Origin of the sequence: Lysinibacillus irui (assembly GCF_028877475.1) — a bacterium.
GTDB lineage: Bacteria > Bacillota > Bacilli > Bacillales_A > Planococcaceae > Lysinibacillus > Lysinibacillus irui.
The window spans coordinates 208,127-229,074 of the sequence record NZ_CP113527.1 but is presented as its reverse complement, the minus strand read 5'-3'; the positions used below and the strand labels follow the sequence as shown (position 1 = coordinate 229,074).

Annotated in this window: 11 protein-coding genes, 17 tRNA genes, 3 rRNA genes and 1 riboswitch; of the genes, 1 reads left to right on the top strand and 30 read right to left on the bottom strand. The window is 42.4% G+C overall.

Annotation, left to right across the window (positions count from 1 at the left end; genetic code table 11):
* Positions 1–112: 112 nt before the first annotated feature.
* A complete protein-coding gene (locus OU989_RS01165) occupies positions 113–1,576 on the bottom strand; it encodes an amino acid permease (RefSeq protein ID WP_274795277.1) in 1,464 nt (487 codons plus the stop codon).
* Between the two features lie 82 nt (positions 1,577–1,658).
* A riboswitch (Lysine riboswitch) is annotated at positions 1,659–1,835 on the bottom strand.
* A 177-nt stretch (positions 1,836–2,012) separates the two neighbouring features.
* Between OU989_RS01165 and OU989_RS01160 the strand changes: the two genes are divergently transcribed.
* The gene (locus tag OU989_RS01160) at positions 2,013–3,221 is read left to right on the top strand and encodes a CynX/NimT family MFS transporter (protein ID WP_274795276.1); all 1,209 of its coding nucleotides are present in this window, start codon (positions 2,013–2,015) and stop codon (positions 3,219–3,221) included.
* A gap of 51 nt (positions 3,222–3,272) precedes the next feature.
* On the opposite strand, the gene OU989_RS01155 is transcribed toward OU989_RS01160, so the two are convergent.
* The 29 genes from OU989_RS01155 to hutU form a co-directional block, all read right to left on the bottom strand.
* Positions 3,273–3,803: a TraB/GumN family protein gene (locus OU989_RS01155; RefSeq protein ID WP_274795275.1), complete on the bottom strand. Its 531-nt coding sequence runs from the start codon at positions 3,801–3,803 to the stop codon at positions 3,273–3,275.
* A gap of 73 nt (positions 3,804–3,876) precedes the next feature.
* On the bottom strand, positions 3,877–4,923 hold the full coding sequence (locus tag OU989_RS01150) for a nitric oxide synthase oxygenase (RefSeq protein ID WP_274795274.1): 1,047 nt from the start codon (positions 4,921–4,923) through the stop codon (positions 3,877–3,879).
* 289 nt (positions 4,924–5,212) lie between these two features.
* Positions 5,213–5,284, bottom strand: a tRNA-Glu gene (locus tag OU989_RS01145).
* Between the two features lies 1 nt (position 5,285).
* A tRNA-Asn gene (locus tag OU989_RS01140) sits at positions 5,286–5,362 on the bottom strand.
* Between the two features lie 7 nt (positions 5,363–5,369).
* Positions 5,370–5,443 (bottom strand) — tRNA-Ile (locus OU989_RS01135).
* 4 nt (positions 5,444–5,447) lie between these two features.
* Positions 5,448–5,521 (bottom strand) — tRNA-Gly (locus OU989_RS01130).
* A gap of 6 nt (positions 5,522–5,527) precedes the next feature.
* Positions 5,528–5,603 (bottom strand) — tRNA-Phe (locus OU989_RS01125).
* A gap of 4 nt (positions 5,604–5,607) precedes the next feature.
* Positions 5,608–5,700: transfer RNA gene (locus OU989_RS01120), tRNA-Ser, on the bottom strand.
* A 13-nt stretch (positions 5,701–5,713) separates the two neighbouring features.
* A tRNA-Ala gene (locus OU989_RS01115) sits at positions 5,714–5,789 on the bottom strand.
* A gap of 14 nt (positions 5,790–5,803) precedes the next feature.
* Positions 5,804–5,880 (bottom strand) — tRNA-Pro (locus tag OU989_RS01110).
* A gap of 14 nt (positions 5,881–5,894) precedes the next feature.
* Positions 5,895–5,971, bottom strand: a tRNA-Arg gene (locus OU989_RS01105).
* A gap of 17 nt (positions 5,972–5,988) precedes the next feature.
* Positions 5,989–6,061 (bottom strand) — tRNA-Lys (locus tag OU989_RS01100).
* Positions 6,062–6,075: 14 nt separating this feature from the next.
* Positions 6,076–6,150: transfer RNA gene (locus tag OU989_RS01095), tRNA-Gln, on the bottom strand.
* A gap of 9 nt (positions 6,151–6,159) precedes the next feature.
* Positions 6,160–6,235 (bottom strand) — tRNA-His (locus tag OU989_RS01090).
* Positions 6,236–6,282: 47 nt separating this feature from the next.
* Positions 6,283–6,356 (bottom strand) — tRNA-Trp (locus tag OU989_RS01085).
* 4 nt (positions 6,357–6,360) lie between these two features.
* A tRNA-Tyr gene (locus OU989_RS01080) sits at positions 6,361–6,444 on the bottom strand.
* Positions 6,445–6,451: 7 nt separating this feature from the next.
* Positions 6,452–6,527 (bottom strand) — tRNA-Thr (locus OU989_RS01075).
* A gap of 8 nt (positions 6,528–6,535) precedes the next feature.
* A tRNA-Asp gene (locus OU989_RS01070) sits at positions 6,536–6,611 on the bottom strand.
* A 3-nt stretch (positions 6,612–6,614) separates the two neighbouring features.
* Positions 6,615–6,690 (bottom strand) — tRNA-Val (locus OU989_RS01065).
* 11 nt (positions 6,691–6,701) lie between these two features.
* Positions 6,702–6,817 (bottom strand): 5S ribosomal RNA (gene rrf, locus OU989_RS01060).
* 65 nt (positions 6,818–6,882) lie between these two features.
* Positions 6,883–9,810, bottom strand: a 23S ribosomal RNA gene (locus tag OU989_RS01055).
* A gap of 366 nt (positions 9,811–10,176) precedes the next feature.
* Positions 10,177–11,728, bottom strand: a 16S ribosomal RNA gene (locus OU989_RS01050).
* Together the 16S, 23S and 5S rRNA genes with 17 tRNA genes alongside form the textbook arrangement of a ribosomal RNA operon.
* Positions 11,729–12,276: 548 nt before the next feature.
* Positions 12,277–14,130: an SLC13 family permease gene (locus tag OU989_RS01045; protein ID WP_274795273.1), complete on the bottom strand. Its 1,854-nt coding sequence runs from the start codon at positions 14,128–14,130 to the stop codon at positions 12,277–12,279.
* 162 nt (positions 14,131–14,292) lie between these two features.
* On the bottom strand, positions 14,293–14,907 hold the full coding sequence (gene nadD, locus OU989_RS01040) for a nicotinate-nucleotide adenylyltransferase (RefSeq protein ID WP_274795272.1): 615 nt from the start codon (positions 14,905–14,907) through the stop codon (positions 14,293–14,295).
* 5 nt (positions 14,908–14,912) lie between these two features.
* Positions 14,913–16,379, bottom strand: coding sequence for a nicotinate phosphoribosyltransferase (locus tag OU989_RS01035; RefSeq protein WP_274795271.1), 1,467 nt, complete (start codon positions 16,377–16,379; stop codon positions 14,913–14,915).
* Between the two features lie 23 nt (positions 16,380–16,402).
* Positions 16,403–16,957, bottom strand: a complete 555-nt coding sequence (locus tag OU989_RS01030; RefSeq protein ID WP_274795270.1) for a cysteine hydrolase family protein — start codon at positions 16,955–16,957, stop codon at positions 16,403–16,405.
* A gap of 84 nt (positions 16,958–17,041) precedes the next feature.
* Complete coding sequence (locus tag OU989_RS01025; protein ID WP_274795269.1) at positions 17,042–17,842, bottom strand: NUDIX domain-containing protein; 801 nt, start codon at positions 17,840–17,842, stop codon at positions 17,042–17,044.
* Between the two features lie 152 nt (positions 17,843–17,994).
* Entirely contained in the window at positions 17,995–19,272 is a 1,278-nt protein-coding gene (gene hutI / locus OU989_RS01020; protein WP_274795268.1) for an imidazolonepropionase, read from the bottom strand.
* Positions 19,269–20,939, bottom strand: coding sequence for a urocanate hydratase (hutU, locus tag OU989_RS01015; protein ID WP_274795267.1), 1,671 nt, complete (start codon positions 20,937–20,939; stop codon positions 19,269–19,271). Before hutU ends, hutI begins: the two co-directional genes overlap by 4 nt.
* Positions 20,940–20,948: the final 9 nt, after the last annotated feature.

Sequence of the window (20,948 nt, the reverse complement as noted above, 5' to 3'; positions counted from 1 at the left end):
TATAGTATATTACCATATATATGATATAGATTAAGAAATAAATTTAACGCCCAAATATAAAAAAGCCGTCCTATCAACCGTCATACAACGGTATACAGAACAGCTTTTCTATTTAATCCTCCACTTTTAAATCACACTCATTAAGTGGAAGCATTTTTGTTTTATGTTTAATTTTATAGCCTAACCATAATAGTAAGAAAAATGGAATTCCAATATAAGAAACTAGAATACCGTACCAATCGATTTTGTCTCCTGTAAAGGCTGTGTAATTTTGTCCAATGACCACAATCATACAAACTGTAAAGGCGAATAGTGGTCCGAATGGATACAATTTTGCTTTATAAGGTAATAGCTTTGGATCTAAGCCCTGTGCGTCGAATGCACGACGGAAACGATAATGACTAAATGCAATGCCAAGCCATGCAATAAAGCCAGACATTCCAGAGGCATTTAATAGCCAGATATACACCACACCGTCACCGAAAAATGACGCTAAAAATGCTAAACAGCCTACAGCTAATGTTGCTAGTAGCGCGTAAATTGGAATACCACGGCGACTAAGCTTTGTAAAGATTTTAGGCGCATGACCATCCACCGCTAATTGCCATAACATACGAGATGATGCATAAAGCCCTGAGTTACCTGCTGATAGCATAGCCGTTAAAATAATAGCGTTCATTAACGACGCAGCAAAGGCGATACCTAAGCGATCAAACACTAATGTAAATGGTGATACTGCAATATCTTCTGATAATAGGCGCTCATCTGTGAAAGGAATCAGCATTCCTATTGCACCAATTGCTAAAATATAGAATAAAAGAATACGCCAGAATACGGATTTTACAGCTTTCGGAATATTTTTACCTGGATCATCAGTTTCACCAGCTGTTATACCTAGAAGCTCTGTTCCTTGGAATGAAAACCCTGCAGCCAGGAAAATACCAAAGGTAGCAAGGAAGCCCCCATGGAATGGCCCATCACTAATAAAGAAATTTGTGAAGCCTACAGGTGCCTGACCACCTAAAATACCAAAAATCATTAATAAACTAATAATAATAAAAACAATGACCGTTGCTACTTTAATCATAGCAAACCAATATTCACTTTCACCATAGCTCTTTACAGAAAGTAAATTAAACGTTAGCACAACAGCAATAAATAATACTGTCCAAAGTGCTGATGAGCTATCTGGGAACCAATATTTCATTATTAAAGACACTGCTGCAATTTCTGCTGCAATCGTAATTGCCCAGTTATACCAATAGTTCCAACCTAAAGCGAAGCCTAGTGCTGGATCTACGAATTTTGTTGCATACGTACTAAATGAACCTGATGATGGCATATAAGCAGCCATCTCTCCTAAGCTCGTCATTAGGAAGTACACCATAACACCAATTAAGGCATAGGCAAGCAATGCGCCTCCTGGCCCTGCTTGTGCAATGGCACCACCACTAGCTAAAAATAGCCCCGTACCAATTGTACCGCCTAAAGAAATCATTGTAATATGACGGCTTTTTAATTCTTTTTTCAGCTTTGGTTCGTTATGACCGAGCTGATTTACTTTTATTTCACTCACGATATAGCTTCCTTCCTATTTATGAGGCAAAAAAATGCCATCACATGAACAATGTGATGGCTAAGTTAATCCTCAGTTTTTCCTAAATGATAGCTCAACACGTTGTACAAACGTGACAGTTCTGTTCCTTTCGGAGACAGCCCCAGCATGAGGTTTTCAAGTCCCCTCACACTTCGGCAATATTTCCTTTCAGCTAATCTCATCAATGCTTGTCATTTCAATTAGCATACTTATAAATATCGCGACCTCTACCTCAATACAAACATGAGGCATATAATTATTAAATTTATGATGATTATTATACTAACATAAGACCATAGACATTTCAACAACACGGAAAATGTTCTGTATTTTATGAATCTTCTACTATTTTTAATAGTGTGATAAAGTGTTATAGTAGTTCAATTAGAATGGTTAATAACAGGGGGGAGTTATTTTGACTACAAATGATCATTCCGCTAGTTATCCAAGTAAAAAAATTAGCTGGAAAGGAACAACATTACTTTTAGTCTTTGGGGTTATTTTTATTGCCTCTACATTACGAATGCCATTAACTGTTGTTGGTCCAATCATATCCTTTATCCGTGATGATCTTGGTATCTCTAATGTATTAGCAGGCTTTCTAACAACTATTCCATTGCTTGCTTTTGCCATCATATCGCCTTTTGCACCTATCGTAGCACGTAAACTAGGGCTTGAGCTTACTTTATTTTTATCCACTATTCTATTGGCCTTAGGGATAGTTCTACGCTCACTTGGAACAACAGGATTACTTATATTTGGTACTATGCTAATTGGCGTAGCAATATCTTTTGGAAATGTACTCATTCCAGGATTACTAAAATTGAAATTTCCATACCATGTAGGCTTACTGATGGCCTTCTTCACCATGTCCATGAATTTAACTGCTGGCCTTGGCGCAGGTATTAGCTATCCAATAGCTAATTCATCATTAGGCTGGCAAGGGGCTTTGGCCATTGCTCTTGTACTTGTTGTCGTTACGATTTTAATTTGGATACCTCAATTAAAATCAAATAAACCTGAACCAACTACCTCATCTAAAAAGTCAGGTCCACCACTATGGAAATCACCTGTTACGTGGGCCGTCACAGGCGCAATGGGTTTACAGTCTTTATTATTCTACACGACTGCAGCTTGGATTCCAGAAATCTATATTGCCCAAGGATTAGCTCCTGATAAGGCTGGCTGGATGTTTTCTATTATGCAATTCTCTCAAGTTCCAATGGCATTAGCTGTGCCTATTATTGCTAGTAAAATGACTTCACAGCGACCTCTTGTACTGATGTTTACGTCGTTCTATTTAGTAGGCTTTGTTGGTGTTGTAATGGAATGGACAAGCCTTGGAGTACTTTGGATGGTCCTTCTAGGATTAGCAGGTGGTTCTTCATTCGCATTAGCCATGATGTTTTTCACCCTTCGCACCCGTACTGCCTTTGAAGCAGCAGATTTATCAGGCTTTGCACAATCTTTAGGGTATTTATTTGCCGCAATTGGTCCTATTCTTTTTGGCTACTTGCATGATTTATTCGGTGGCTGGGATATTGCTGGCTGGCTTTTTGTAGTTGTGGCAATGGTACTTTTCTTCTGCTCAATGAGAGCTTCTAAAGATGAATATGTCCATTAAATTGGAGCAGATGGGAAATGGCATATGTTTCTCATCTGCTTTTTTATCAACCTATTTATTCAGCTGCTCTAATAACCTTAGCAGTTCCGCAAGACGGTCTGCTGCTTCGTTATTGTGCACTGTAATAGCCGTTAAACTAGGGATAGCCTCTTGTAAGAGTAGATAGCTGAAATAATAATAGCTTAAAAATGCTGTCTGCTCATAGCCCGTCGGCGTTTCTCTTTCCCACTCTTGATCGTCATCCTCTTCATTTTCTGTCCATAAGTAGTTTCTATCTAGCAGCTTCTGCATGGGTTGAACAGTTTGTGTTGGCTCTAAATAATCCACAGTAATCGCCTGAGCAACGGCTAAATAAAGTTCAATTTCTTGTAAGGAGACATCCTCCTTATCTTGACTACCCAGCTTTTTTAAAAGGATTAACAAAACCCATGGTGTCACCTGCCAAAGTGTACCTTGATGTTCAATTAACTCAGCTAGTTGTCGGTAATTTTCCTCTTCAATCAGCTGCGGAATGGCTGCACCTCTTCCATAAGGTGTGGTCAATTGTTGCCACGGGATATCTGGAATTTGCTGCTCCAACATAGTGGATCACCCTCTTCTTAAAATACAATTAATTGATAAATTTACTGATAGGAAATTGAAGAGTCTTCTATTGTTAATAGCATGGTTTTTGATAAAAATAATTTGGTGTATGATAGACATTTACATAGGGCTTATGGAAAATATGCGTTGTTGCAGGTGAAAGCGGTGGAATTAACCATGTCCAGTTGCCTGTAACTTCCCGTTCAGCCGATAGCTCTGCTTCCTCAAACAATTTAAACTGCTGAGCCGCTGTATGATGATCGACAATGCTTACCCCATCTTCTTTAAAGGAATGGAGAACTGCTATATTAAGCTCCACTAATGCACGATCACGCCAAAGAGAAGCTTGTTTGGTTGTATCAAGATTAAAAATCTCAGCAATAGCTGGTAGCATATTATAGCGGTCATGATCAGCTAAATTACGTGCTCCAATTTCTGTCCCCATATACCAACCATTAAAAGGAGCAGCTTGGTAATCAATGCCTGCCATTCGAAAACGCATACTCGAGATAATGGGTACAGCATACCATTTCATCTCTAATTTTTCTATTTCAGCTTCCTCTGGATGGCGGATTGGCACCTCTAAAATATATTCTGCTGGAATTGTAAACAGCCTTGGAGCTCGCCCATCTACTTGTATAACAAGTGGTAACACATCAAAAGCTGTTCTCTCACTTTTCCAGCCTAGCGTTTCACATACTTGTGTAAACGCAACAGAATGAGAATCACCTATAACACCTAATTCCGTTTCATAGCCCGCATAACGGATAAGTTGGTGATTCCAAATCCGTACTCGATCTGAGGCAAACACGGTTATTGTAGGGCGGATTTTCCCACTATTTGTTGCATAATCGATATGCTCTAGTAATTTTCGAAAAATATCCTCTTCGTCTAAAAGATCTCGTGCGTCTACTACATGCAATGACTGCCAAAACAAGCGTCCAATACATTTGTTACTATTACGCCATGCGACACGTGCTCCAAAAACTAGTTCCTCTGTTGTGGGGTAATATTCACCTTCACTCTTAATCTCTTGCAATCTATTCTCTAACCAAAGATCTGATTTATTTTGTTCTTTCTGATATTGACTTAAGAATTGCTCTATCTCCTGTATACTCATATCGATTCCTCCACTTACCCTCATATTAGAGCAACGATACGGCAAGCACCATGAAAATAGCTGTTGAAAAAACATACATATTGCATATATGAAATAGTTTGTTCAAATTTATTAGTGGGTGAAACATGTGATTGATAAATGGAACAGGACCTTGAAATGAGCTAAAGCACTTATACTGTCCTATGTTCACCATAAAAAAGCTACAGAACCTTTTAATGGTTTTATAGTCTTGGTTGAACATCTACATATAGAAAAAAGCATGTAACACACATCTGTGCTACATGCTTGATGACCCGTACGGGATTCGAACCCGTGTTACCGCCGTGAAAGGGCGGTGTCTTAACCACTTGACCAACGGGCCGTGGCTCCGAAGGCAGGACTCGAACCTGCGACAACCTGATTAACAGTCAGGTGCTACTACCAACTGAGCTACTTCGGAATAATGATGGGCCTAAATGGACTCGAACCATCGACCTCACGCTTATCAGGCGTGCGCTCTAACCAGCTGAGCTATAGGCCCATTTTGGAGCGGGTGATGAGAATCGAACTCACGACATCAGCTTGGAAGGCTGAGGTTTTACCATTAAACTACACCCGCAAATAATGGTGGGTCAGGACGGAATCGAACCGCCGACACTTAGAGCTTCAATCTAATGCTCTACCAACTGAGCTACTGACCCGAAATGGAGGAGGTAGAGGGATTCGAACCCCCGCGCGGTGTTACCCGCCTGTCGGTTTTCAAGACCGATCCCTTCAGCCAGACTTGGGTATACCTCCAAAAATATTGAAATGGTGGAGCCTAGCGGGATCGAACCGCTGACCTCCTGCGTGCAAGGCAGGCGCTCTCCCAGCTGAGCTAAGGCCCCATTTAAATAAAAGATGGTCGGAATGACAGGATTCGAACCTACGACCCCTTGGTCCCAAACCAAGTGCTCTACCAAGCTGAGCTACATTCCGTAAAATATATTTATTGGCGCGCCCGACAGGAGTCGAACCCATAACCTTCTGATCCGTAGTCAGACGCTCTATCCAATTGAGCTACGGGCGCTTAGTAAATAAAAATGATGAGCCATGAAGGACTCGAACCTTCGACCCTCTGATTAAAAGTCAGATGCTCTACCAACTGAGCTAATGGCTCGTTAAAGAAAAAAATGGCTGGGGTACTAGGATTCGAACCTAGGCATGACGGAATCAAAATCCGTTGCCTTACCGCTTGGCTATACCCCAATGTTGAAATGGGGCGACTGATGGGAATCGAACCCACGAATGTCGGAACCACAATCCGATGCGTTAACCACTTCGCCACAATCGCCACTATATAAATCATAACAGCTGTATATGAACGAGTACCTCAATACCTGGCAGGGGCAGTAGGAATCGAACCCACACCAAAGGTTTTGGAGACCTCTATTCTACCGTTGAACTATGCCCCTAAAATGGTGGAGGGGGACGGATTCGAACCGCCGAACCCTAAGGAGCGGATTTACAGTCCGCCGCGTTTAGCCACTTCGCTACCCCTCCAAGGGAATGGTGCCGGCGATAGGAGTCGAACCCACGACCTACTGATTACAAGTCAGTTGCTCTACCAACTGAGCTACACCGGCAAAAATAATGGCGGTCCCGACCGGGATCGAACCGGCGATCTCCTGCGTGACAGGCAGGCATGTTAACCGCTACACCACGGGACCATATGGTGGAGGATGACGGGCTCGAACCGCCGACCCCCTGCTTGTAAGGCAGGTGCTCTCCCAGCTGAGCTAATCCTCCACAAAAAATAAGCGAAGCGACGTCCTACTCTCACAGGGGGAAGCCCCCAACTACCATCGGCGCTAAAGAGCTTAACTTCCGTGTTCGGTATGGGAACGGGTGTGGCCTCTTTGCCATCATCACTTCACTTATTCAGTTGAAAGACTTATTCTTTCAAAACTAGATAAACGTACATTGAATGCTTCAAACAATTTGGTTAAGTCCTCGATCGATTAGTATTCGTCAGCTCCATGTGTCACCACACTTCCACCTCGAACCTATCTACCTCATCGTCTTTGAGGGATCTTACTTACTTGTGTAATGGGAAATCTCATCTTGAGGGGGGCTTCATGCTTAGATGCTTTCAGCACTTATCCCGTCCACACATAGCTACCCAGCGATGCCTTTGGCAAGACAACTGGTACACCAGCGGTGTGTCCATCCCGGTCCTCTCGTACTAAGGACAGCTCCTCTCAAATTTCCTACGCCCACGACGGATAGGGACCGAACTGTCTCACGACGTTCTGAACCCAGCTCGCGTACCGCTTTAATGGGCGAACAGCCCAACCCTTGGGACCGACTACAGCCCCAGGATGCGATGAGCCGACATCGAGGTGCCAAACCTCCCCGTCGATGTGGACTCTTGGGGGAGATAAGCCTGTTATCCCCGGGGTAGCTTTTATCCGTTGAGCGATGGCCCTTCCATGCGGAACCACCGGATCACTAAGCCCGTCTTTCGACCCTGCTCGACTTGTAGGTCTCGCAGTCAAGCTCCCTTGTGCCTTTACACTCTACGAATGATTTCCAACCATTCTGAGGGAACCTTTGGGCGCCTCCGTTACCTTTTAGGAGGCGACCGCCCCAGTCAAACTGTCCGCCTGACACTGTCTCCTGCCCCGCTAAGGGGCATGGGTTAGAATTTCAATACAACCAGGGTAGTATCCCACCGACGCCTCCTTCGAAGCTGGCGCTCCGAGATCTCTGGCTCCTACCTATCCTGTACAAGTTGTACCAAAATTCAATATCAGGCTACAGTAAAGCTCCACGGGGTCTTTCCGTCCTGTCGCGGGTAACCTGCATCTTCACAGGTACTATAATTTCACCGAGTCTCTCGTTGAGACAGTGCCCAGATCGTTACGCCTTTCGTGCGGGTCGGAACTTACCCGACAAGGAATTTCGCTACCTTAGGACCGTTATAGTTACGGCCGCCGTTTACTGGGGCTTCAATTCGCAGCTTCGCTTGCGCTAACCACTCCTCTTAACCTTCCAGCACCGGGCAGGCGTCAGCCCCTATACGTCACCTTACGGTTTTGCAGAGACCTGTGTTTTTGCTAAACAGTCGCCTGGGCCTATTCACTGCGGCTCTCATGCGCTTGCACGCTCAAGAGCACCCCTTCTCCCGAAGTTACGGGGTCATTTTGCCGAGTTCCTTAACGAGAGTTCTCTCGCACACCTTAGGATTCTCTCCTCGACTACCTGTGTCGGTTTGCGGTACGGGCACCTCTCACCTCGATAGAGGCTTTTCTTGGCAGTGTGAAATCAGGAACTTCGTCCATACGGACTCGCCATCACAGCTCAACGTTACAGTGTGCGGATTTGCCTACACACACGCCTTACTGCTTGGACGCGCATAACCAACAGCGCGCTTACCCTATCCTACTGCGTCCCCCCATTTCTCAAACGGTGAGGAGGTGGTACAGGAATATCAACCTGTTGTCCATCGCCTACGCCTGTCGGCCTCGGCTTAGGTCCCGACTAACCCTGAGCGGACGAGCCTTCCTCAGGAAACCTTAGTCATACGGTGGACGGGATTCTCACCCGTCTTTCGCTACTCATACCGGCATTCTCACTTCTAAGCGCTCCACCAGTCCTTCCGGTCTGACTTCAACGCACTTAGAACGCTCTCCTACCACTGACATCGTAGATGTCAATCCACAGCTTCGGTGAATCGTTTAGCCCCGATACATTTTCGGCGCAGCGTCACTCGACCAGTGAGCTATTACGCACTCTTTAAATGATGGCTGCTTCTAAGCCAACATCCTGGTTGTCTGTGCAACGCCACATCCTTTTCCACTTAACGATTACTTTGGGACCTTAGCTGGTGGTCTGGGCTGTTTCCCTTTTGACTACGGATCTTATCACTCGCAGTCTGACTCCCGTGTATAAATATCTGGCATTCGGAGTTTGTCTGAATTCGGTAAACCGGGATGGCCCCCTAGTCCAAACAGTGCTCTACCTCCAGTATTCTCATCACGAGGCTAGCCCTAAAGCTATTTCGGAGAGAACCAGCTATCTCCAAGTTCGATTGGAATTTCTCCGCTACCCACACCTCATCCCCGCACTTTTCAACGTGCGTGGGTTCGGGCCTCCAGTAAGTGTTACCTTACCTTCACCCTGGACATGGGTAGATCACCTGGTTTCGGGTCTACGACCACGTACTATTTCGCCCTATTCAGACTCGCTTTCGCTGCGGCTCCGCCTTCTAAAGCTTAACCTTGCACGTAATCGTAACTCGCCGGTTCATTCTACAAAAGGCACGCTATCACCCATTAACGGGCTCTAACTACTTGTAGGCACACGGTTTCAGGATCTCTTTCACTCCCCTCCCGGGGTGCTTTTCACCTTTCCCTCACGGTACTGGTTCACTATCGGTCACTAGGTAGTATTTAGCCTTGGGAGATGGTCCTCCCGGATTCCGACGGAATTTCACGTGTTCCGCCGTACTCAGGATCCACTCAGGAGAGAACGAACTTTCGACTACAGGGCTTTTACCTGCTCTGGCGGACCTTTCCAAGTCGCTTCATCTAACTCGCTCTTTTGTAACTCCGTATAGAGTGTCCTACAACCCCAAGAGGCAAGCCTCTTGGTTTGGGCTCTTCCCGTTTCGCTCGCCGCTACTCAGGGAATCGATTTTTCTTTCTCTTCCTCCAGGTACTTAGATGTTTCAGTTCCCTGGGTCTGCCTTCAAGACGCTATGTATTCACGTCAAGATACTACGCGATTAAACGTAGTGGGTTCCCCCATTCGGAAATCTCCGGATCAAAGCTCACTTACAGCTCCCCGAAGCATATCGGTGTTAGTGCCGTCCTTCTTCGGCTCCTAGTGCCAAGGCATTCGCCGTGCGCCCTTAATAACTTAACCTACAGCTTTCAATACACATCGCATTTCGTTGTCAGCTTCACTCGTTCAATCAGTCACGTACTGAAGTACGCTCCTTCATTCACTCGATTGCTTCCTAGAACTGCTTGTGTCTTGAAACCTTACTAATGTTATTAAGCCTATAAAAAACTTAAAAAATAAATGTGTTTGTTACAATTTCAATGTCGTTTTATCCAGTTTTCAAAGAACAAAGTTACTGCCTGCTTCTACTTCTTCGCAGCTTTGCGACGAAAGCGTAGCGACAGGAGCAAATATTTGAAGTATTTCATTCGGAAGAATGAACCTTCAAAACTGAACGCAAAACGTAATCTTACAAACCCTAGGTTTGTATTCCGAAATAATCCTTAGAAAGGAGGTGATCCAGCCGCACCTTCCGATACGGCTACCTTGTTACGACTTCACCCCAATCATCTATCCCACCTTCGGCGGCTGGCTCCAAAAGGTTACCTCACCGACTTCGGGTGTTACAAACTCTCGTGGTGTGACGGGCGGTGTGTACAAGGCCCGGGAACGTATTCACCGCGGCATGCTGATCCGCGATTACTAGCGATTCCGGCTTCATGTAGGCGAGTTGCAGCCTACAATCCGAACTGAGAACGACTTTATCGGATTAGCTCCCTCTCGCGAGTTGGCAACCGTTTGTATCGTCCATTGTAGCACGTGTGTAGCCCAGGTCATAAGGGGCATGATGATTTGACGTCATCCCCACCTTCCTCCGGTTTGTCACCGGCAGTCACCTTAGAGTGCCCAACTAAATGATGGCAACTAAGATCAAGGGTTGCGCTCGTTGCGGGACTTAACCCAACATCTCACGACACGAGCTGACGACAACCATGCACCACCTGTCACCGTTGCCCCCGAAGGGGAAACTATATCTCTACAGTGGTCAACGGGATGTCAAGACCTGGTAAGGTTCTTCGCGTTGCTTCGAATTAAACCACATGCTCCACCGCTTGTGCGGGCCCCCGTCAATTCCTTTGAGTTTCAGTCTTGCGACCGTACTCCCCAGGCGGAGTGCTTAATGCGTTAGCTGCAGCACTAAGGGGCGGAAACCCCCTAACACTTAGCACTCATCGTTTACGGCGTGGACTACCAGGGTATCTAATCCTGTTTGCTCCCCACGCTTTCGCGCCTCAGCGTCAGTTACAGACCAGAAAGTCGCCTTCGCCACTGGTGTTCCTCCAAATCTCTACGCATTTCACCGCTACACTTGGAATTCCACTTTCCTCTTCTGCACTCAAGTCCCCCAGTTTCCAATGACCCTCCACGGTTGAGCCGTGGGCTTTCACATCAGACTTAAAGGACCGCCTGCGCGCGCTTTACGCCCAATAATTCCGGACAACGCTTGCCACCTACGTATTACCGCGGCTGCTGGCACGTAGTTAGCCGTGGCTTTCTAATAAGGTACCGTCAAGGTACAGCCAGTTACTACTGTACTTGTTCTTCCCTTACAACAGAGTTTTACGATCCGAAAACCTTCTTCACTCACGCGGCGTTGCTCCATCAGGCTTTCGCCCATTGTGGAAGATTCCCTACTGCTGCCTCCCGTAGGAGTCTGGGCCGTGTCTCAGTCCCAGTGTGGCCGATCACCCTCTCAGGTCGGCTACGCATCGTCGCCTTGGTGAGCCGTTACCTCACCAACTAGCTAATGCGCCGCGGGCCCATCTTATAGCGACAGCCGAAACCGTCTTTCAGTGTTCCACCATGAGGTGGAACAGATTATTCGGTATTAGCCCCGGTTTCCCGGAGTTATCCCAAACTATAAGGTAGGTTGCCCACGTGTTACTCACCCGTCCGCCGCTAACGTCAAAGGAGCAAGCTCCTTCTCTGTTCGCTCGACTTGCATGTATTAGGCACGCCGCCAGCGTTCGTCCTGAGCCAGGATCAAACTCTCCATAAAAGAAATTTGATTAGCTCAAATTGTTTTGCTGGCATCAATTTTGATGTCCAAAATTTTGTTTCGTTCACTAGCCAAAACTAGTTACTTAAAACTTTATTGATTACGTTTTGCTTGTTCAGTTTTCAAGGTTCATGTTTTGCTTTATTTTAGCGTGTCACCGTGGCGACTTGTATAATACTACACCCTTATTTTTAAAAGGTCAACACTTTTTCTAAAAAAAAATTAAGTTTTTTCTCAAAGCAGGAAAACTTCCTATATTAATAACATAAAATATTTTGGCTAATAAAGATGTTTTCACTAGCTGTTGTATTTTATTTTAGCATATCCCTCGATAATAATTTAGTAGTTTTTTTTAGAACTATAATCAAAATAATTGAATATTAAAATTGAGTTTTCAACCTAAAGATAGACTAAAAAAGTTGAGACTTTCTCTATGTTCTTTTTCATTTACATTTATGACGGACGAAACATCAAATCTACTCCACGTGATCAATTAGAAAAGAATCGAGAAGTACTTCTCGATTCCTTTAGATGGATAGCCTGAGATTTTAAAATGGGAAAAAGAATGGGATGGCTACCATCATGACAATGAACATAACAATTTGTAATGGAACCCCTATTCTGACAAAGTCCATAAATTTATAGCCCCCTGCTGTCATTACTAGTGCATTTGTTGGGGAAGCAATTGGTGTAGCAAATGCCATACTTGCGGCTACCGCAACTGCAATCATAAATGTTGTGGGACTTACATCCATTGCAATGGCGGCACTCATGGCAATCGGCGCAAACAATACTGCAGTTGCTGTATTACTAATAAATTGACCAAATACAGCAGTTAAAATATAAACACCTATTAGTACACCATAAGGTCCGAAATCGCCTAGAGCATTGATGATCCCATCAGATAAAATAGCCATGCCTCCTGTTTTTTCTAATGCTGTCGCCATTGGCAGCATAGCAGCTACAAGCACGATACTTTCAAAATTCATATTGCTATAGGCATCTTCCATGTTTCTTAAACAACCCGTCAATATCATTAGGACAGCACCAATCATGACCGAGATGACAGCAGGAAAAATTTCGAATGCCATCAAAAAAATCATGAACAACATAATAATACCTGCAATACCAGCTTTGCCTGTAGCCGCTGCTACACTTGCATGTTCCTTAGGCTGACCGACAACCACAACATCCTGGGTCTCTCTTGCTAACAAAAGAATTTCATCCCATGCTCCTTGCACTAATATCGCATCTCCAAATTTCAATTTATGTGAAACCATATCTTGGAGCTTATAGCCACCTCTACGATTAATACCAATGATATTTAAGTTATATTTTTCTCGGAATCCAAGAGAGCTGACCGTTTCATTGATAAAGCTTGAATTAGGTGTGAGCAATACTTCTGCAATACCAAGATGTTTCGATACTAGTTCGTCGGCTTCTCCTTCTACTAATCCTTGCATCTCAAGCTGATAATCCTCAACAAACCGACGAATATCCTCTTCTTCACCTTGAACATATAGCTCGTCTTTTGCATGTATAACACTTGTTGGACCAGCCATTTCTTGATAAGTCATCGGTAATAAGTTAATGCCCTCCTGAGATTTACGATGAATTTTCATCATACAAAGCATATACGTAGCTGGCAGTTTTAATTCTGCTAAAGATGTTTCAATAATAGGTGATTCATCAGGAACAGAGATTTTAAATAGGCGATTATTTAAATCATATTGCTTAATAATTTTCTTAGGTGAAAGTTTATACCCCTCATTTGTCTGAGTTCGATTACGATCCTTTGGTAACAAAATATTACGCACAAGTACTAAGTAAGTTATCCCCGCAATCATCCCGATAATACCAATAGGGGTCACTTCAAAAAAGCCAAGTTTATGATAGCCTCGGTCGACCAATAACTGACTAACGATTAAATTTGTTGGTGATGCAATCAAAGTCATCAGCCCAGAAAGACTTGCTACATATGAAAGTGGTAGAAGAAATTTAGAAGGGCTGACTTTCATACTAATTGCTATACTCACGACTATCGGCATCATTAGTGCTACAGTACCGGTATTACTCATAAAGGCACCGACTGATCCTACAATAATAAGCAGTAACACAAATAGTTTTAGCTCACTATTACCAGACCACTTAAGTAAAAGTTGCCCTGCCATTCCTGCAAGTCCTGTCCGTAAAATTCCTGCACCCACGACAAATAACCCTGCAATCATTAAAACGACAGAGTTAGAAAAACCAGCTAATGCCTCGGCCGGCGTTAAAATATTCGTAATGACAAATGCTAGAAGTGACACAATTGCTACAAGATCTGCCCGTACTTTATTGGTCACAAATGCGAAAATCGTTACTCCTAAAATAAGAAATGTTAATGTAAGTTGCACATCCATGAATTCCTTTCTAACATTAATCATTATAATTATTACCAGCAAAAAGATTGTATGTTATTGCTCTTTTTATTATAGCTTACCTAGAGGAGCATATGATAAAATTCACCATCTTTTCAAAATTAAAAAAGTGTGGCACCTATCCACACTTTTAACCGTACTTTACTATTTTTGATAAAGATGATGTTCTTTAATATAGTCGTAACATGCATTAGGCAAGAGGTATCTTGGTTCTCCCCGCATAGCAAATTCTTCTCGAATATAGGTAGAACTAATTTCCATCGCTAGCCCTTTATCGATTAGATGGAATCTACCATCATCATGATTCCTTAATATAGGAGAACGACTAATCGTGGACAGCATATCAATTCCATGTCTTGCCATTACAATAAATTTATTTTCTGCTACTAATGCGTCGCCTTTTTTCCACAGCCCTGCACCAATATCCACTAATAAATCAGCCCCCATGATAAAATGGACTTCATCATCTGGATGTTTTTCTCTAAAGTATTTCATCGTGTCATATGTGTAGATGTTCCAGCCTTCTTGGTCCATCTCATAGGAATCTGCAATAAAACGATCGTCCTTAGCAATAGCGAGCTGTAGCATATTCCAACGATGAATATCAGCGGTTTTTATCGTTTTATCTTTGCGTTTATTTGAGCATGGCAAAAAGATAACTTTATCTAATTTACAGCGGTGTGCGACCGTACTTGCTGTCCAAAGATGAACATTGGTAATAGGGTCAAAAGATGAACCATAAATACCTATCCTCGCCATTTTCTCTACCTCCTGCTGTTTCCTTGTGAGATTTTTTCTTTAATTGTCTGTATGCTTGCCATTTTATTGTCCCAGCAAGCTTGACTTAAATCGACTGGATACTCTTCTGGATTCATTGTTCGTTTGTACTCACACCAGAGCAAACGTAAATTTTCCTTCGCATATGCTTGAATTTCTTGAAGAGTCGGCTCCTCATAAATCACTTTTCCCTTTTCGACAATACTTTCATGTAACTCTTTTGCTGAAAAATTCGTAACAAATTTACTAATATACGTATGAATAGGGTGGAACATTTTTAATCTTTCTTCTTGTTCTATGTTTTCTTCATCTAATGCAATATAGTCCCCTTCAGCATGACCATTCTCATTATTAATAATACGGTAAACACGTTTACGCCCTGGTGTAGTTACTTTCTCAGGATTTGCTGAAATTTTAATGGTGTCAACCATTTCTCCCCTCTCATCTTCAATAGAAACCAATTTGTATACTCCACCAAGAGCAGCTTGATCGTAGGCTGTAATTAGCTTTGTTCCGATGCCCCATGCATCGATTCGCGCACCTTGCGATTTTAAATGCATGATTGTATATTCGTCCAAATCATTCGAAGCCATAATTTTAGCTTCTGTAAACCCTGCTTCATCTAGCATTTTTCTTGCCTCTTTTGAAAGGTAGGCTAAATCGCCACTGTCTAAACGAATACCAACAAAATTAATCTGATCTCCAAGCTCCTTTGCCACACGAATAGCATTAGGAACGCCTGAACGTAGCGTGTCATAAGTATCTACTAAGAAAACGCAGTCTTTATGAGCTGCTGCATATTTTTTAAAAGCAGTATACTCATCTCGATAGGTTTGAATCATTGCATGGGCATGAGTTCCTGACACAGGAATACCGAACAATTTCCCCGCTCTCACATTACTTGTTGCAGAAAATCCACCTATATAAGCAGCCCGAGTACCCCAAATTGCAGCATCAAATTCATGTGCACGTCGAGTGCCGAACTCCATAACAATATCCTCACCTGTCACTTGCTTGATACGTGAAGCCTTTGTGGCGATGAGCGTTTGGTAGTTCACAATATTTAACAAAGGGGTTTCGATTAATTGGGCCTCTGCCAATGGTGCTTCAATTCGCAGGATAGGTTCATTGGCGAAGACAAGTTCACCCTCTTTCATTCCCTTTATGCTTCCTGTAAACTTAAGCTCCTGCAGATATTGAAGAAAATCCTCTGGATATTTCCCCTCTTCTCGTAAATATTGAATATCACTTTGGGAAAATCTAAAGTTATTAATAAAATCGATCACTTTTTTCAAACCAGCAAATACCGCATAGCCATTGCCAAATGGAAGTTTTCTAAAATATAGCTCAAAAACAGCTTTTCGTTGTTGAACACCATCTTGCCAATAAGCTTGAACCATATTAATTTGATATAAATCTGTGTGTAACATGAAGCTATCGTCTGCATATTTCATGTTTTCTCCTCCATCCCTTATTGTCAAATAATAGTGGCACCGAGCGTGTGCTCGAAATGCCCTAACGCCCACTCATGTCCTGCTTGGTTAAAGGAGGCAACAGCATCTTTATGAATGACAATATCGAACCCTTTATTATAAGCATCTACTGCTGTATGAAGAACACAGATATCTGTACAAACGCCGATTAAGTGAAGCTCAGTAATTCCTCTTTCACGTAATTTCAATTCTAAATCTGTTCCTGCAAAAGCAGAGTAGCGTGTTTTATCCATGTAATAGACGCAATCCTGCTCTTTATTTGCCTCATATAGTTGCTTTAATGCTCCATATAAATTTCTACCTTCTGTATTTCGAATATTATGTGGTGGGAATAGCTTTGTTTCTGGATGGTAGACATCCCCCTGTTCATGAACATCTATCGCAAAAACTGTAAAATCACCGTTCTTAATAAATTCCTTTGTTAATTCAACATTTGTATGTTCGAGTAACTGCCCAGGCTCTCCACAAGTAAGAGCTCCATCTGTCGCTACAAAATCCACTGTATAATCAATATTAATTAATGCACGTTTTTTCATCATCGTCTCATCACTCCACTTTATTAATTAGTAATATAAAAATTACAAATTACTTCATTTAAAACAATCAGGAAAGATGGCTCTTTCCTAATGATAGATGGACTCCACTATTTCAAAATCAGTGAATGTATAAAGTTGTGAAGGCCTAAATGAATTGCGTTTCGTTTTCTTCGGTTTACCTTCCTCATCTAACACTTTTTGGATAAAAGGTAATTTAGGTGCTTTTGTAAAAAATACTGAATCATTTGAAATTCGAGGATCTTCTCCAACTGTCAGGAGCACCCGCTGTAATTCAGATAAAGTAAACTCTTGTGGTAAAAAGTTTTTGGCAACTGTCGTTTGTATCATATCCCTTTTAATAAATTCCAACGCATCTGTAATAATTCTTCGATGATCGAAAGCTAACTGTAGCGAAAATACATTTTCTATATCAAATAACTGTACATCATCAGCATCATCATTAGCTTGGCGTTGCTCTATATATGTCTCAGGAACAATTGCATAAAACGCATTCGATATCATCCAACCACGTGGATCTCGATCGATTTCATCATAAACACCAAAATGTTGTACATGTAAACCTTCTACATTTGTTTCTTCTTTTAATTCTCTTCTAGCAGCGATATATGCTGTTTCCTTTTGAACAGCATCTACAAATCCTCCTGGAAGTGCCCATTTTCCCCCTTCAATATTCTGGTTTCCTTCAGCATCTTTTGCCGCACGCTTAATTAACATAATCTTCAGTGTCATTTGAGGAGGTGCTTTTTCTTCTATTTTCTCTGACGTAATTGTAAAAATAGCAATATCCGCTGTATACCCATCAGGTGTTTGATATTTTGAAGAATCATAATTCGCAAGCACTTCTTCTTCAGTATGAAATTTTTTCATTGAGTAACCCCTTCAATCAATATCAAGGTTTTAGTAATTTGTAATTCATGAATTACTATTTAAATTGATTATAATCTTTTACCAAAGTAATTGCAACCTATATATAAAAAAAGCATAAATAAAGCTTTCTAGCCTTATTTATGCCCATAATATTATTGATCTTTCAGCAGAATTCCATTTTGCACAACAACTTGACCATTTTTGATGACCGTATGTGTATGGTTCATACCGTAGAAGTATTGTAATTGCTTGTAATTAGCAACATCTAGAATCACAACGTCCGCTTTTTTGTCCGCTTCAAGGGACCCTATTTGTTCGCCCCGATTCAGTGCATAAGCCGCATTAATCGTTGTAGCTGTTAATACTTCCTCCAATGTCATACCCATATGCATACAAGCTAAATTCATAATAAATGGTAGACTCATTGTCGGAGATGATCCAGGATTAAAGTCCGTTGAGATTGCTACGGGCACCCCTTCATCAATCATTAGGCGTCCTCTTGCAAATGGTGCCCGTAAGAAGAATGCTGTTCCCGGTAGCAAGACAGCAATTGTACCTGCTTCAGCCATTTTTTTAATACCTTCATCCGATGCCACTAACAAATGCTCTGCCGAAATTGCCCCTACTTCCGCAGCAAGCTCTGCACCTTTATATGGCTCGATTTCATCAGCATGTATTTTCGGGGTTAAACCAAGTGCTTTCCCGGCTTCTAAAATTCGTTGAGATTGCTCTGGTGTGAATACACCTTTTTCACAAAATACATCATTAAATTCAGCTAGTTCTAGCTCGGCCACTTTAGGTAACATATCCTTGATGACGACATCAACAAATTCATCCTCACGACCTTTATAGTCTCGCGGTACTGCATGCGCTCCCATAAATGTACTCACGACATCAATGTCATGTGTAGCTTGTAATTGTTTTGCTACCTCCAGCTGCTTCTTTTCTGTTTCCCAATCCAAGCCATAGCCTGATTTCGCTTCAACTGTTGTCACACCATGCTTTAAAAATACATCTAAGTGTTGCATCGTTTTTTCATATAAATCTTCAAAGCTAGTTTCCCGTGTACGTTTAGTTGTAGCGTGAATGCCACCACCAGCATTCATAATTTCCATGTAGGTAGAACCATTAAGTCGCATATTAAACTCTTGTTCACGAGTCCCACCATGTACTAAATGTGTATGACAATCAACTAACCCTGGCATAACTATCTTACCTGAAGCATCAATAGTCTCCGCTTTCTTTACTAAATCAGGAAAGTCTACCTCTAGTTGATCCAAAGCTCCAACAGCAACAATATGATCTGCCTCAATAAGAACAGAGCCGTTTTCTACCACCGCAATTTCACGCATTTGTTCCTTCGTACGCGGACCTTGTATGTTACTTTTTAATGTAATCACTTCATTGGCATTCTTGATTAAAATGGTCACTTCACATCACCCTTTAACATTGGTATATGCACACCTTTGTTTTTCGCTGTATTAATAGCAATGTCATAGCCTGCATCTGCATGACGAACAACGCCCATCCCTGGATCTGAAACTAATACACGTGCAATTTTTTCTGCAGCAAGCTCAGATCCATCTGCTACTAGCACTTGGCCTGCATGTTGGGAATAACCCATTCCAACACCACCACCATGGTGTACACTTACCCAGCTTGCACCACTCGCTGTATTGACAAGAGCATTTAAAATTGGCCAATCGGATACTGCATCCGAACCATCCAACATTCCTTCTGTTTCACGGTTTGGCGATGCCACTGAACCTGAATCTAAATGATCACGGCCAAAGACAATTGGCGCTGATAATTCACCATTGGCAACCATTTCATTTACTTTTAATGCAAAACGGTGGCGATCACCATAGCCTAACCAGCAAATACGTGCAGGTAAGCCTTGCCATTTAACCATTTTTTGCGCCATATCAATCCAGTTAACAAGGCCTTCATCTTCAGCGAACATCTCTTTCGCAAGTGCATCTGTTTTATAAATATCCTCTGGGTCTCCTGAAAGAGCCGCCCAACGGAATGGACCCTTGCCTTCACAGAACAATGGACGAATATATGCTGGTACAAAGCCTGGGAAATCAAAGGCATTTGTTACACCCATCTCTTTAGCGTATGCACGAATGTTATTACCATAATCAAATACTTCAGCGCCCGCTTCTTGGAACTCTAGCATTGTCCGCACATGTTCTGCCATTGTTTCTTTCGCTTTTCGTTCATATGTTTTAACATCTGATTTACGCAGTTCTAGTGCTTCTTCAAATGTCATGCCGTTTGGTACATAGCCATTAATAGGGTCATGTGCAGATGTCTGATCTGTTACAAAGTCTGGAATAATCCCTCGATTTAGCAGTTCACGATTGACGTCTGCACAGTTACCAACAAGACCAATTGATGCAGGCTCTTTTTGGTCACGTAATTTATTCACTAAGGCAATTGCTTCGTCCACCGTTTCCACAATGTAATCACAGTAACCTTCTTTAATTTTACGTTCAATGCGTGCACGTTCTACTTCAACAACTAGAATTACAGCTCCTGCCATTTTTCCAGCTAATGGCTGTGCACCACTCATGCCACCCATACCACCTGTAAGGATGAATTTACCACGTAAATCCGCAGTGCCAAATACTTTTTTCCCTGCTTCAACAAACGATAAATAAGTACCTTGTAAAATACCTTGAGCACCAATATAAATCCAGCTTCCTGCAGTCATTTGACCATACATCATTAAATCTCTATCTTCTAATTCATAGAAATGATCCCAATTTGCCCATGCAGGAACAAGGTTTGAATTGGCAATTAATACACGTGGGGAATGCTCGTGTGTACGGAAAACAGCTACTGGCTTCCCAGATTGAATGAGCAATGTTTCATCATTTTCTAATTCTTTTAAAGAAGCAATAATTTGTTCATAGCTCTCCCAGTTACGGGCAGCCTTACCAATACCTCCATAAACAATCAGTTCATCCGGGTTTTCTGCAACCTCTGGGTCCAAATTGTTCATTAACATACGCATAGCTGCTTCTTGTGTCCAACCCTTACATGTTAGTTCATTTCCACGTGGTGCACGAATTTCTGTTTTGAATACCATACAAAACAC

What these genes read in the sequence shown, in the direction of transcription:
- OU989_RS01155 (WP_274795275.1), bottom strand. Translation starts at nt 3,803, where the DNA reads ATGTTGGAGCAGCAAATTCCAGATATCCCGTGGCAACAATTGACCACA.
- OU989_RS01150 (WP_274795274.1), bottom strand. Translation starts at nt 4,923, where the DNA reads ATGAGTATACAGGAGATAGAGCAATTCTTAAGTCAATATCAGAAAGAA.
- OU989_RS01045 (WP_274795273.1), bottom strand. Translation starts at nt 14,130, where the DNA reads ATGGATGTGCAACTTACATTAACATTTCTTATTTTAGGAGTAACGATT.
- nadD (WP_274795272.1), bottom strand. Translation starts at nt 14,907, where the DNA reads ATGGCGAGGATAGGTATTTATGGTTCATCTTTTGACCCTATTACCAAT.
- OU989_RS01035 (WP_274795271.1), bottom strand. Translation starts at nt 16,379, where the DNA reads ATGAAATATGCAGACGATAGCTTCATGTTACACACAGATTTATATCAA.
- OU989_RS01030 (WP_274795270.1), bottom strand. Translation starts at nt 16,957, where the DNA reads ATGATGAAAAAACGTGCATTAATTAATATTGATTATACAGTGGATTTT.
- OU989_RS01025 (WP_274795269.1), bottom strand. Translation starts at nt 17,842, where the DNA reads ATGAAAAAATTTCATACTGAAGAAGAAGTGCTTGCGAATTATGATTCT.
- hutU (WP_274795267.1), bottom strand. Translation starts at nt 20,939, where the DNA reads ATGGTATTCAAAACAGAAATTCGTGCACCACGTGGAAATGAACTAACA.